At 64.1% G+C, this 12,155-nt stretch carries 12 protein-coding genes; 3 read left to right on the top strand and 9 right to left on the bottom strand.

What is annotated here, in order from left to right:
- Positions 1 to 90: 90 nt before the first annotated feature.
- Positions 91 to 291: a CsbD family protein gene (locus RT028_RS17510; RefSeq protein ID WP_312936373.1), complete on the bottom strand. Its 201-nt coding sequence runs from the start codon at positions 289 to 291 to the stop codon at positions 91 to 93.
- 184 nt (positions 292 to 475) lie between these two features.
- Between RT028_RS17510 and RT028_RS17505 the strand changes: the two genes are divergently transcribed.
- On the top strand, positions 476 to 856 hold the full coding sequence (locus tag RT028_RS17505; protein ID WP_312936372.1) for a hypothetical protein: 381 nt from the start codon (positions 476 to 478) through the stop codon (positions 854 to 856).
- Here RT028_RS17505 and RT028_RS17500 read toward each other — a convergent pair whose 3' ends face one another.
- Positions 857 to 1,693: a S1 RNA-binding domain-containing protein gene (locus tag RT028_RS17500; RefSeq protein WP_312936371.1), complete on the bottom strand. Its 837-nt coding sequence runs from the start codon at positions 1,691 to 1,693 to the stop codon at positions 857 to 859.
- Positions 1,694 to 1,825: 132 nt separating this feature from the next.
- On the opposite strand from RT028_RS17500, the gene RT028_RS17495 reads away from it, so the two are divergent.
- Entirely contained in the window at positions 1,826 to 2,695 is an 870-nt protein-coding gene (locus tag RT028_RS17495; protein WP_312936370.1) for a DUF6279 family lipoprotein, read from the top strand.
- Between the two features lie 6 nt (positions 2,696 to 2,701).
- Here the strand turns inward: RT028_RS17495 and RT028_RS17490 are convergent, their stop codons facing one another.
- The 7 genes from RT028_RS17490 to RT028_RS17460 all read right to left on the bottom strand — a co-directional run bounded on the left by RT028_RS17490 (position 2,702) and on the right by RT028_RS17460 (position 10,484).
- Positions 2,702 to 3,487, bottom strand: a complete 786-nt coding sequence (locus RT028_RS17490) for a TenA family transcriptional regulator (protein ID WP_312936369.1) — start codon at positions 3,485 to 3,487, stop codon at positions 2,702 to 2,704.
- A 39-nt stretch (positions 3,488 to 3,526) separates the two neighbouring features.
- The gene (locus RT028_RS17485; protein ID WP_312936368.1) at positions 3,527 to 5,983 is read right to left on the bottom strand and encodes an EAL domain-containing protein; all 2,457 of its coding nucleotides are present in this window, start codon (positions 5,981 to 5,983) and stop codon (positions 3,527 to 3,529) included.
- A gap of 132 nt (positions 5,984 to 6,115) precedes the next feature.
- Positions 6,116 to 7,948 (bottom strand): ABC transporter ATP-binding protein, encoded by a 1,833-nt coding sequence (locus tag RT028_RS17480; protein WP_312936367.1) that lies wholly within the window; start codon positions 7,946 to 7,948, stop codon positions 6,116 to 6,118.
- Positions 7,941 to 8,573 (bottom strand): DsbA family protein, encoded by a 633-nt coding sequence (locus RT028_RS17475; RefSeq protein ID WP_312936366.1) that lies wholly within the window; start codon positions 8,571 to 8,573, stop codon positions 7,941 to 7,943. The genes RT028_RS17480 and RT028_RS17475 overlap by 8 nt, the downstream gene beginning before the upstream one ends.
- Positions 8,574 to 8,576: 3 nt before the next feature.
- Positions 8,577 to 9,509, bottom strand: a complete 933-nt coding sequence (locus tag RT028_RS17470; protein WP_312936365.1) for a rhodanese-related sulfurtransferase — start codon at positions 9,507 to 9,509, stop codon at positions 8,577 to 8,579.
- Positions 9,510 to 9,648: 139 nt separating this feature from the next.
- Entirely contained in the window at positions 9,649 to 9,945 is a 297-nt protein-coding gene (locus RT028_RS17465) for a BolA family protein (RefSeq protein WP_312936364.1), read from the bottom strand.
- A 14-nt stretch (positions 9,946 to 9,959) separates the two neighbouring features.
- A complete protein-coding gene (locus RT028_RS17460; RefSeq protein ID WP_312936363.1) occupies positions 9,960 to 10,484 on the bottom strand; it encodes a DUF2059 domain-containing protein in 525 nt (174 codons plus the stop codon).
- Positions 10,485 to 10,637: 153 nt separating this feature from the next.
- Here RT028_RS17460 and RT028_RS17455 point away from each other — a divergent pair, with 153 nt between their 5' ends.
- A complete protein-coding gene (locus RT028_RS17455) occupies positions 10,638 to 12,032 on the top strand; it encodes a class II fumarate hydratase (protein ID WP_312936362.1) in 1,395 nt (464 codons plus the stop codon).
- Positions 12,033 to 12,155: the final 123 nt, after the last annotated feature.

Genomic DNA, 12,155 nt, shown 5'->3' with positions numbered 1-12,155 from the left:
CAAGCGGGTTGCGCTTGCGCGCGACGCGCCATGCCTGGCGCACCATGAAAAAGGGCCGCTAGGCGGCCCTTTTGGCGTATGACGGACGGCTTATGGTTTTTTGACCGCGTCTTTCACATCACCGGCTGTATCTTTCACATCACCGACTTTCTTCTGCACTTCGCCCTTGGCTTCTTGGGCGGCGCCTTCAGCCCGTAGCTTGTCATTGCCGGTGGCCTTGCCTACCGCTTGCTTACCTTCACCAATCAGATCGTTGGCCGTGCCTTTGATTTTGTCACCAGTAGCGCTCATGGCAGATCTCCAGGGATAAAGACACGTTCACCGTGCCGACAAACTGTGGACCGGCCCTTTTCGGCAAAGGTTTCAAGTTTTTTTCATGCCATCGTCCAGCCCCTGCACAGGGTGACGCCTTGCTGCCAGCGCCTGCGCCCCGCACAATGCCGGCTCTTTGAAGTGTCAACGCGCAGGAACCTGCATGAAACTCGATAAACCCGCCGCCATCGAGCGGCGCAATGCCGCGCTCAATCGCCCGGTGCTGACCCGTGACAACACCTTGTTTGCGGTGCTTGATGGCAAGCGCAACCTGTGGTGGTTCGAAGTGCCCGTAGGGCTGCTGCGCAAGGGCCAGCCCGACTGGGTCAACCTGCTGCTGCACACCCCTGCCAGTGACGAGCTGCAACACCTGAAAGTGCCGATCAACTTCCTCCGCGCTCACCAGGAACAGGTGGAAATCCGCCACCCCGGCAAGCGCCGCTCGACCATCAGCCTGGCGCTCAGCGCCGACCGCGATTCGCTGCTGCGCGACACTCGCCCGGGCGGTGAACAGCTCGACTTCAGCACCTTCGTACAGGTCTGATCAGGCTTTCTCGATGCGATCGTCATGGATGACGATCAAGCCCTGCTTGAACAAGGCGCCAATCGCCTTCTTGAAGTTGCCCTTGCTGACACTGAACATCTGCGTGATCACCTGCGGATCGCTCTTGTCGCACACCGCCAGCGTGCCGCCTGCGGCAGCCAGGCGGGCCATGATCTGGGCTTGCAGGCCATCGGCCAGCGACTCGCCCACCGGCTGCAGGCTCAAGGCGATCTTGCCGTCGTGGCGCACTTCCTTGATGAACCCCTTCTCCTGCATGCCCGAGCGCAGGAACTTGAACACCTCGTTCTTGTGGATCAGGCCCCAGTGGCGATGGTTGATGATGGCCTTGAAGCCCATCGGGGTTTCGCCAGCCACCAGCAGCTCGACCGGCTGGCCGGCCTGATAGTTGGCAGGGGTGATGTCGAGGTAGCGGTCCAGACGCGCGGTGGCGGTGATGCGCCGGGTGCGCTTGTCGAGATAGGCATGAATCACGCAGTAGTCCCCGATCTTCAGCGGCCGTGACTCTTCCGAGTACGGCATCAGCAGGTCCTTGGACAGGCCCCAGTCGAGGAAGATGCCGGCACCGTTGATGTCCTTGACCTTGAGACTGGCGAATTCGCCCACCTGCACCTTGGGCTTTTCGGTGGTGGCAATCAGCAGGTCTTCGCTGTCGAGGTACAGGAAGACATTGAGCCAGTCCTCGACCTCGGTCGGCGTATCCTTCGGGATGTAGCGCCGTGGCAGGAGAATTTCACCATCGGGCCCGCCATCCAGGTACAGGCCGAAGTCGGTGTGTTTAACGATTTGCAAACTGTTGAAGCGCCCAAGCAAAGCCATTTTCCAGAAATCCTCGTGACCAGGCCCGCAGTCTACCACCGCTACCCTGTCTACCGCCCCAGGGCATACCCGCCGGAACCGACGGCCGGGCCCTGCGTCTACACCCAGACCCGCCACAGCAAGGATTCGCTCATGCCCGTCTGCCTGGCCAAGACCCTGCGCAGTGCCCTGTTCGCCCTCGCCTGCCTGCTGACGCTCAGCGCCTGCACGCGCATCGACCTCGCCTACCGCAACCTTGACGTGCTGGTGCCCTGGTCGCTGGGCGACTACCTGAACATGAACCGCGAGCAGAAAAGCTGGCTCGACCAGCGCCTGAAACAGCAACTGGCCTGGCATTGCCAGACGCAACTGCCCGGCTACCTGGACTGGCTGGCCGGGATGCGTCAGTTGGTGATCGACAACCAGGTGACCGACCAGGCACTGCAGCAGCGTACCCAGCAGGCGCGCGAGGCCATCGGCCGGGTGGCCGAGGCTGTGACACCCTCGGCCGCCGAACTGCTGCGCGGCATGAGCGACGGCCAGGTGACCGAGATGCGCCAGGCGTTTGCAGACGACATTCGCAAACGCCGCGCCGAGTACGTCGACACCCCGCTGGCTCAGCAGATCCAGGAGCGCAGCAAACGCATGGAAAAGCGCCTCAAGCCGTGGTTGGGCACGCTCAGCGCTGCGCAACGTGATCGCCTGGGGCAGTGGTCGGCCGCGCTGGGCGATCAGAACACGCTCTGGATCGCCAACCGCGAACAGTGGCAGCGACAGCTGGTGGCAGTGGTCGAACAGCGCAATGCCGCTGACTTCGAGCCGCGCCTGGCGCAGTTGCTGCAACACAAGGAGAGCCTGTGGACGCCGCAGTACCGCGCCGCCTTCGACAACACCGAGCAGCAGGCGCGTAGCCTTATCGTCGACCTGCTGGCGAGCAGTTCGCCGCAGCAACGCCAGACCCTGGCCCAACAGCTGGACAAGGTGCGCCAGGAATTCAGCGCACTGAAGTGCCTCAAGCCCTGAGCCGGCTCAGCCGGCCGCCAACGCCGGCCTGACCTTGCTGCGCTGCTGCGCTTCGAGCTGCATGCAGCACTCGAGGAACTGGAACATGCAGTCGTAGCTCTTGCACACCGCTTTGCGCAATTCCACACGCAGCGCCGACGCGGGGTTCTCGCCGACCAGGGTGCAGATGATTTCCAACGCCTCCCACGGGTGAGCATCGTCGTACTGAGCGTGCATTTTCAGCCACTTCATGGCGCGCTTGCGGGTGTCCTCAGGGAACCCCTCGGCATACAGGCCATCCTGGCAAACCACGGCAGACCACTCGCCGGTGGCGCCCTCGATGGCGTAGTTGGTCGCTGCCATGGCGACGGCCAGCGACTCGGTGGTGCACACCCGCCAGCACCAGTCGTTCAGGGCGTTCAGTTGCGAGGGCACGTTCTGTTCCTGCAAATCGTGCAGATGAACACCGTGGGCCTGGCACCAGTTGACCCAGTAGTCGGCATGGTTGAGCTCGACACGAATGTTGCGCATCAGCCAGCGCCGCGCCATGTCTTCACCCGGATGGCGCCCGTAGCGGGTCTTGCCCAGGTTGTGCGCCATGTACAGGGAAAACTGCTCGACCACCGGCCAGCCGCCGATCAGGAACTGACGCACGGTGGCCGCGCGCAGGCCGCCATCACGCAGGCACTGGTAGAACGCATGCTCTACCACCCGTCGCTTGCTTTCCCGGCACTCTTCGATCAGTTGCTGGGCCCAGGCGGGATAACTGGCCGGGTCCATCAGAGGTCCGACCCGAACGAATCCATCGATCACTTTCAACTCCTTGTTTGCGTGTGAGTGCAATGAAGCAGCTCAGCGCAAGGTCCCCGGGGTCCGCTGGAGCGGTGAACGGGGCACCGTGCGTTGGCGCTGCAGGCTGTCGCAGGTGAATACCTGCGGACGTTCGATCAAATAACCCTGGGCGTAGTCCACACCGATGTCCTGAAGGGCCTGCTCGATCTGCACGGTCTCGACGAACTCGGCAATGGTGCGCTTGCCCATGACATGACCAATGTGGTTGATCACCTCCACCATAGCCCGGTTGATGGGATCATCAAGCATGTCCTTGACGAAACTGCCGTCGATCTTCAGGTAGTCCACGGGCAGGTGCTTGAGGTAGGCGAACGACGACATGCCGGCGCAGAAGTCATCCAGCGAGAACTTGCAGCCCAGCCCTTTCAAGTCATTGATGAAACGGATCGCGCTGCCCAGGTTGGCAATGGCGATGGTCTCGGTGATCTCGAAACAGATCATCTCCGGGGGGATGCCGTACTCGCTGAACAGCCGTTGCAGGTAATCGAGAAACTTGTCGTCGCCGATGCTGGCGCCCGACAGGTTGATCGCGCACATGGCCAGCGGCCCGGTGTGGCCGCTGTCCATGCACTGGCGGATCAGCTTGAAGACGTTGAGCACGACCCAGCGGTCGAGCGCGGTGATCAGCCCATAGCGCTCGGCGGCCGGAATGAAGCTGTCGGGCAGGATCATCCGGCCATTTTCATCGCGCAGGCGCAGCAGGATTTCCAGGTGCAGCGGCCCTTCGGCGGCACCCAGCGGCGCGATTTCCTGGGCGTACAGGCAGAACCGGTTTTCATCGAGGGCCACGTGCAGGCGCTGGATCCAGGCCATTTCGCCAAACCGCATGGACAGCTCGGTGTCATCGGCATGGTAGACCTGCACCCGGTTGCGGCCCTTTTCCTTGGCCATGTAGCAGGCCATGTCGGCCGCGCGCAGCGAGGCTTCAAGGGTGCCTGGCACTGAGGTGATATTGACCAGGCCGATGCTGACGGTGGTCTGGAACGGCCGCCCCTTCCACACGAACTGCAGGCTCTGCACCGCCTGGCGCAGTTGCTCGGCGATGCGCTCGGCATGTTCGGGCGGGCACACTTCCAGGAGGATGCCGAATTCGTCGCCGCCCAGGCGAGCCAGGGTGTCACCTTCGCGCAGGCCGCTTTGCAGGACCGCGCAAATATGCCGCAACAGTTCATCGCCGGCGGCGTGGCCGCTGGTGTCATTGACCAGCTTGAACTGGTCCAGGTCCAGGAACATCAGGGCATGCCGGCCCGGTTGACGGGCCTGGGCGTTGAGAATCTGCTCCAGGCGGTACTCGAACTCACGCCGGTTCGCCAGGCCGGTCAAGGCATCGTGGGTCGCCTGCCAGGACAGGTTGGCGATGTACTGGCGCTCCTGGGTCATGTCGTGCAATACCAGCACGATGCCGCTGACGTGCCCCTCAGTGATGATCGATGAGCCCACCAGGTTCACCGACACCATGCTGCCATCGAGACGCTGCACCTGGCGTGCATGCTCGACACCGGCCTTGAGGCTGCCACTGAGGATCTGCTCGGCCAGGCTGCGGCTTTCATGCGCTGTGGTTTCATCGAGCAGGCTGAACAGCGCTGCCAGGGGCAACCCCTGGGCCTGCTCGGCCTGCCAGTGGGTCAGTTGTTCGGCAGCCGGGTTCATGTAGGCGATGCCGCCCTCGACATCGGTGGTGATCACCGCATCGCCGATGGCGGCCAGAGTGACCTGCGCCCGCTCCTTTTCCTCTTCCAGGGCCGCAGCGAAGGCCTGGCGCTGGGTCAGCAGTTTGTTCGAGCGGCGCCAGGCGAGGATGATCAGACAGATCGCCGTCCCCAGGTTGGTGATCAGCAGAAGCCGCAGGATCTTGCGTGAGCCTTCGCCCAGGGCATCACTGAAGGCCTTGGCCACCGGCGTCACGCTCTCGTTCAGCGCCACGATGCGGGCCCGCCAGTGCATCACCTGCTGCGGGCCCACGGGCCCAGCGGCAATCTGCGTGCGCATTTCATCGGCCAGGACGTCGAGCTGGCTGAGGTAACGGTCACCGGTGTCCCAGTAGTCCACCGCGTGCTGCATGTAGCTCAAGTCACTGAAGTAGCGGTAGAACCAGATGATGCGATTGACGTCGTCCGGGTGGTTGCCGCCGCGCAGGATGCCATCGCGTGCGGCCAGGCGATCCGGCGGCGTGCGGTCCAGCGCTGCGCGCATGTCACGGTCGCCCTGGGGAATCACCGTGGCCTGGCGATAGCGCTGAAGGCTGTAGGGGTCCTGGGTTTCGGCATAGAGGCTGAGGTAGTAGATGGCGTCTTTCTGCGCCTTGGACCACAGGCTCTCGCCCGCCACATAGGCGCGCACCGCCGACAGCGCATACAGGCTGGCGATACCCAGCAGCACCTGGAACACCACCACCGCGACAAATGGCCAGATGATCCCCAGCAGCTTTGGCGCCCCCTGCGTCCGAGTTACTTCCATAGAACTCCTGCTACTGCGGCGAATGAGGCAGCGATCAGCCTGACAACGCACAGCGTAGGCCATTTGCCATCGGTGTGAGGGGGATTCTGACAGGAGCCTGCAGAGCGGGCTCTGGCCCGCAGCGCAACAGCCTCAGCTCTGCTGCAGATGACCGTACAGCTTGGCGTAGAGGCCACCCTCGGCAATCAGCTGCTGATGCGCGCCCTCTTCGGCCACGCGCCCGCCGTCGAACACCAGCACGCGATCGGCCTGCTTAACGGCCGACAGCCGGTGGGCGATGATCAGCGTGGTGCGGCCACTGAGAAAGCGCGCCATGGCCTGGTGCAGGTTGTACTCGGTGGCGGCGTCCAGTGCCGAGGTGGCTTCATCGAGGATCACCACCTTGGGCTCGGCGAGTATCATCCGCGCGATGGCCAGGCGCTGGCGTTGGCCACCCGACAGGCGCACACCGGAGCGACCCACGATGCTGTCCAGCCCGGCCGGCAGGCCAGCGATGGTGGTCTCGAGCTGGGCGATGCGCAGCGCCTGCCAGCAGGCCTCGTCCGTGCAGTCGCGGCCCATGGTCAGGTTGGCACGCACGCTGTCGTTGAACAGCGAGGGGTGCTGCAGCACTACCGCAACCTGCTCGCGGACAGTTTCCAGACCGATTTCCTGCAGGCTGGCGCCGCCATAGCGAATGCTGCCGCCCTGGGCGCTGTACAGGCCCAGCAGCAGTTGCACGAGGGTGCTCTTGCCACCCCCACTGGCGCCGACGATCGCCACTTTCTCGCCGGCTGCGATGGTCAGGTCAAGGTGATCGAGCACCGGCTCGTCGCTGTAGGCGAAGCTCAGGTCGCGCACCTCGATCGGGACCGTCGAACGGCCGGCAAAGGGGTCACACGCCGGCGGGTAGTCAGGCTCGTCGCCGCGCGCGAGCAATTCGTTGATCCGGCTCAGCGCGCCGCCAGCGGCGTAATAGGCATATTGCAGGTTCAACAGCTGTTCTACCGGGCCGATCATGAACCACAGGTAGCTGAACACGGCGAGCATCTGCCCGATCGACAGATCCGAGAACAGCACGGTGAGCATGGCCATGGCGCGGAACAGGTCGATGCCGAACTGGAACAGCAAGCCACTGGCGCGGTTGCTGGCGTCGCTCTTCCACTGCGAGGCCACGGCAAAGTCGCGTACTTCCCTGGCGCGCAGGCCCAGGCGACCTAGAAAATAGCCCTGGCGGTTGCTGGCGCGGATCTCCTGGATCGCGTCGAGGGTTTCGGCCAGCGCCTGGGTAAAGCGGCTGGTGCTGTCGTTTTCCAGCTTCTTCAGGTGCTTGACGCGCTTGCCGAGCTTCACGGTGAAGAAGATCACCAGCGGGTTGAACAGCAGAATCAGCAGGGCCAGTTGCCACTGCATCCACAGCAGGATCGCGGCCACCCCGGTGAGGGTGACCATGGCCACCAGAAAACGGCTGAGGGTTTCGCCGACGAATTTGTCGAGGGTGTCCAGGTCGGTGACCAGGTGGGTGGTCACCGTGCCGCTGCCGAGGTTTTCGTATTCCTTGAGCGAGATGCGCTTGAGCCGTTCGATCAAGCGGATGCGCAGGCGGTAGACGATGTCCTTGGCCAGGCCCGCGAACAGCCTGGCCTGCACCACGTTGCAGGCCAGTGCGGCCAGGCGCAGGCACAGGGTGAACGCGAGCATCAGGCCGATATAGCCCGCCGCGACCTGCCAGCCGTCGGGCAGCAGGTGGTTCATCCACAGCAACGCGGCGTTGCCGTTCTTGAGCAGCACCTCGTCCACCAGCAGTGGCAACAGCAACGGAATCGGCACACTGCAGCACGCAGCCAGCACGGCCACCAGGTTGGCCGTCCACAAGCGCTTGGGGCGCAGCAGTGCCAGGCGGCGGATTTCGCCCCAGCTCAGGCGGTCGGCAGGCGCGGGGTGGCGCCCTGGCACCGGCTCGGACGAGCCCGGCAGGTCAAGCACCGGTGGCCTGCTGCAGCCAGCGCGCCAGCAGCGGCGAGAGGGATTCAAACGGTTGGTAGCCGTTGGTCAGCAGTGCCAACTGGCCGTTGCGCTCGGCCAGCAAGGTGGGGAAGCCGGCGATGCCCAGCCCCTGCGCCCAGGTGAAATCGGCGGCAGTGGCAGCGCGCGTGTCTGTGTCGATCAACGCCTGGGCAAAGCCCGCGCGGTCCAGCCCAGCCTGCTCGGCAAGCTCGACCAGTACGGCCGGCAGGGTGATGTCCAGGCCTCGCTCGTAAAAGCCCGATTGCAGCGCGGCGAGCAACGGCCAGACACGCTCGGCGTCCAGCTGCCGGGCGGTGACCAGCGCACGGCAGGCAGGCTCGGTGTCGTAGACGAAGCCATCGGGCATCGCGCTTTCGAAGGCAAAGCCCTGGCCGGTGGCCTCGCTGACCGCCTGCCAGTGCTCGAGGATGTAAGCCCGGGTGGCCGCATCCAGCGGGCTGCTACCGGTGCGTAAACCGCCGACCACCAGGTGGGTCGGTACGCCGGCCGCTGCTGCCTGGGCGATCAACGCCTCGGCCACCGGGGCAAAGCCCCAGCACCACGAGCACATCGGGTCCATCACGTACAGCAGGCGTGCCGTCATGCTTCAGGCCTCGGCTTTGTAGTTGAAACCGATCGGGTGCGGCAGGTTGCGCGCCTTGGCCAGCTCGATCTGCTTCTGCCGGTCGATGGCGCTGCGGCGGGTCTTCTCGCTCAGGCTGTCCCAGCAGTGCGGGCAGCTCACACCTGGCGAGTAGTGCTCGGAGGCGCGCTCGGTGGCATTGATCGGGTGGCGGCAGGCGTGACACTGATCGTATTCACCTTCGCTGAGGTCATGGCGCACGGTGACGCGGTTGTCGAACACGAAGCAGTCGCCATCCCACAGGGTTTCTTCCTGCGGCACCTCCTCGAAGTACTTGAGGATGCCGCCCTTGAGATGATAGACGGCCTCGAAGCCCTCGCCGAGCATATAGCTGGAGGCCTTTTCGCAACGGATGCCGCCGGTGCAGAACATCGCCACCTTCTTGTGCTTGCTGGGGTCGAAGTTGGCCTTGATGTACTCCGGGAATTCGCGGAACGACTCGGTTTTCGGGTCGATGGCGCCCTTGAAGGTACCAATGGCCACTTCGTAGTCGTTGCGGGTGTCGATCAGCAGGACCTCGGGGTCGCTGATCAGGGCATTCCAGTCCTTGGGCTCGACATAGGTGCCAACCGCATGGTTCGGGTCGACGCCCGGCACGCCCAGGGTCACGATCTCTTTCTTCAGCTTGACCTTGGTGCGGTAGAACGGCTGTTCGTCGCAGTAGCTTTCCTTGTGGTCGACATCGACGAAGCGCGGGTCATTGCGCAGCCAGGCCAGCAGGCCGTCGATGCCCTGGCGGCTGCCCGAGACCGTGCCGTTGAGGCCTTCGAGGGCCAGCAGCAGCGTGCCCTTGACGCCGTGCTCGGTCATGCAGGCGAGCAGCGGCTCGCGCAGCTCGACGTAGTCTTCCAGGGTGACGAACTTGTACAGCGCCGCTACCACGATAGCTTGGGACATGCGTGTGTTTCTCCAGGTGGTTGCCCTCGTAAGGGGCGGACCGGGTCGATCGAGAGATATGTGAAAACGCCACCGCCGGGAAGACCCGGCGATGGCGTTGGTGCAAAGCAGCGAAGTTTACCAGATGCGCAAAACGGCGTCAGTGCCCGCCGCCAGCACACACCGGCGAGGCCGGTGCTGCACCGACCTTGGCCCACTCCTCGGCGGTGTAGGTGTGGATCGCCAGGGCGTGAATCTGCGCCATCAGGTCAGCCATGGTGGCGTAGACCTTCTGGTGGCGCTTGACGCTGTTCAGCCCGGCGAACTGTTCGCTGACGATCACCGCCTTGTAGTGCGTTTCCTGGCCACGGCTGTGCATGTGGCTTTCGTCGAGCACTTCGAGGTGGTGCGGGGCCAGCGCGGCCAGTTGCCGTTCAATGCGCTGCTGCATGTTCATCGCGACCTGCCTGCTTATTTCTTGGCCGGAGCGGCGGACTTGCCGAAGCTCGGGTCGAGTTCCTTGGTCATGTCATCGAGCAGCTTGTTCACGACCGGCACCGAAGGCTCCAGGCTCTGCTGGGTCAGCTGAGCGGACTGCTGGGTGACCTTGGGCATTTCACGCAGCACTTTGCGGCCCAGGGGCGATTCGTAGAACTTGACCAGGTCCTTGAGCTCGGCCTCGGTGAAGGTCGCGGTGTACAGGCTGACCATCTTGGGCTTGAGCTTGTTCCAGCCAATGGCGTTGTCCAGCGCAGCGTTGGCCTTGGCCTGGTAACTGTCGAGCACCGACTTCTTCGAGGCCGGCGCCTTGGTCTGCTCGAAACGCTGGGCAAACATCTGCTGAACCTGCATGTACACCGGGGTGCCCAGTTTGTCGGCATTGGCCAGGGTCAGGAACTTCTCGGCAGCCGCGTTATGGCTGGGCGTGGCGGCGAGTACCTGGCCACTGACGCAAACCAGGGCGACGGCGGCACAGAGGGCGCGGAGACGGGTCATCGCATTTCCTTCAATTGGACGGGGTATGTTGAGGCAGAGCATTCTGCGCCGAGGCGGCACGCGGCTCAAGTGGCACGAAGAGCGATGGAACGGCTCGTTCGATGAGGGGCCTAAACTGCGGTGTCGCACACTATAGATAGGAGTGAACGCAGCATGAGCCGTATCGAGACAGACAGCCTTGGACAGGTCGAAGTTCCTGAGCAGGCCTACTGGGGCGCACAGACCCAGCGCTCACTGATCAACTTCGCCATCGGCCAGCAGCGCATGCCGCGCGAGGTGGTGCACGCCCTTGCGCTGATCAAGAAAGCCGCTGCACGGGTCAATGACCGCAATGGCGACCTGCCTGCCGAGCTCGCCCGGCTGATCGAACAGGCCGCCGATGAGGTGCTGGCCGGCAAGCACGACGACCAGTTCCCGCTGGTGGTCTGGCAGACCGGCAGCGGCACGCAGAGCAACATGAACGTCAACGAGGTGATCGCCGGGCGGGCCAACGAGCTGGCGGGCCAGGGCCGCGGCGGCAAGACGCCGGTGCACCCCAACGATCACGTCAACCGCTCGCAAAGCTCCAACGACTGCTTCCCCACCGCCATGCATATCGCTGCTGCCCAGGCGGTGTACGGCAAACTGCTGCCAGCGGTGGCAGAGCTTGCGGCCGGGTTGGCCGAGCAGTCGGCGCGCCATCACGACTTGGTCAAGACCGGCCGCACGCACCTGATGGACGCCACCCCGATTACCTTTGGCCAGGAGCTCTCGGCCTTCGTCGCACAGCTGGACTACGCGCAGACGGCCATCCGCGCCAGCATGCCGGCGGTGTGCGAGCTGGCCCAGGGCGGCACTGCGGTGGGCACCGGGCTCAACGCTCCACACGGCTTTGCCGAGGCGATTGCGGCGGAGCTTGCGGCATTGTCGGGGTTGCCCTTCATCACCGCGCCGAACAAGTTCGCCGCCCTCGCCGGCCATGAACCGCTGACCAGCCTGGCCGGCGGCCTGAAAACCCTGGCCGTGGCCCTGATGAAGATCGCCAACGACCTGCGCCTGCTCGGCTCCGGCCCGCGTGCAGGGTTCGCCGAAGTGCGCCTGCCGGCCAACGAGCCGGGCAGCTCGATCATGCCTGGCAAGGTCAACCCGACCCAGTGCGAAGCGCTGTCGATGCTCGCGTGTCAGGTTCTGGGCAACGATACGGCCATCGGCTTTGCTGCCAGCCAGGGGCATTTGCAGCTGAACGTATTCAAGCCGGTGATCATCCACAACGTGCTGCAATCGATCGAGCTGCTCGCCGACGGCGCGCGCAACTTCCAGCAGCATTGCGTGGCGGGCCTGGAGCCGGATGGCGAGCAGATGGCAGCGCACCTTGAACGCGGCCTGATGCTGGTGACGGCGCTGAACCCGCACATCGGCTATGACAAGTCGGCCGAGATCGCCAAGAAGGCCTATGCCGAAGGGCTGACCTTGCGCCAGTCTGCATTGGCCCTGGGCTATCTGACCGATGAGCAGTTCGATGAGTGGGTAAGGCCGGAACACATGCTGGCGCCAGGCGCGAAGGGTTGAGGCCAGCGCGCGGCGCTGGGTGAGCACCAAGACGCTAAGCCCGTGAAGCCACCGGCCCTTTGGGCGGTTAATGCCAGTCAGTTAAGCCGCTTTTTAGCAATTGGGGCTGCCTTGCAGCCCATC

The sequence above is a fragment of the Pseudomonas sp. genome (assembly GCF_032058845.1).
Taxonomy (GTDB): Bacteria; Pseudomonadota; Gammaproteobacteria; order Pseudomonadales; family Pseudomonadaceae; genus Aquipseudomonas.
The sequence above is the reverse complement of the archived record's forward strand: the minus strand, read 5'-3'. Positions and strand labels throughout refer to the sequence as shown.

What these genes read in the sequence shown, in the direction of transcription:
- RT028_RS17510 (WP_312936373.1), bottom strand. Translation starts at nt 291, where the DNA reads ATGAGCGCTACTGGTGACAAAATCAAAGGCACGGCCAACGATCTGATT.
- RT028_RS17505 (WP_312936372.1), top strand. Translation starts at nt 476, where the DNA reads ATGAAACTCGATAAACCCGCCGCCATCGAGCGGCGCAATGCCGCGCTC.
- RT028_RS17500 (WP_312936371.1), bottom strand. Translation starts at nt 1,693, where the DNA reads ATGGCTTTGCTTGGGCGCTTCAACAGTTTGCAAATCGTTAAACACACC.
- RT028_RS17495 (WP_312936370.1), top strand. Translation starts at nt 1,826, where the DNA reads ATGCCCGTCTGCCTGGCCAAGACCCTGCGCAGTGCCCTGTTCGCCCTC.
- RT028_RS17485 (WP_312936368.1), bottom strand. Translation starts at nt 5,983, where the DNA reads ATGGAAGTAACTCGGACGCAGGGGGCGCCAAAGCTGCTGGGGATCATC.
- RT028_RS17475 (WP_312936366.1), bottom strand. Translation starts at nt 8,573, where the DNA reads ATGACGGCACGCCTGCTGTACGTGATGGACCCGATGTGCTCGTGGTGC.
- RT028_RS17470 (WP_312936365.1), bottom strand. Translation starts at nt 9,509, where the DNA reads ATGTCCCAAGCTATCGTGGTAGCGGCGCTGTACAAGTTCGTCACCCTG.
- RT028_RS17465 (WP_312936364.1), bottom strand. Translation starts at nt 9,945, where the DNA reads ATGAACATGCAGCAGCGCATTGAACGGCAACTGGCCGCGCTGGCCCCG.
- RT028_RS17460 (WP_312936363.1), bottom strand. Translation starts at nt 10,484, where the DNA reads ATGACCCGTCTCCGCGCCCTCTGTGCCGCCGTCGCCCTGGTTTGCGTC.
- RT028_RS17455 (WP_312936362.1), top strand. Translation starts at nt 10,638, where the DNA reads ATGAGCCGTATCGAGACAGACAGCCTTGGACAGGTCGAAGTTCCTGAG.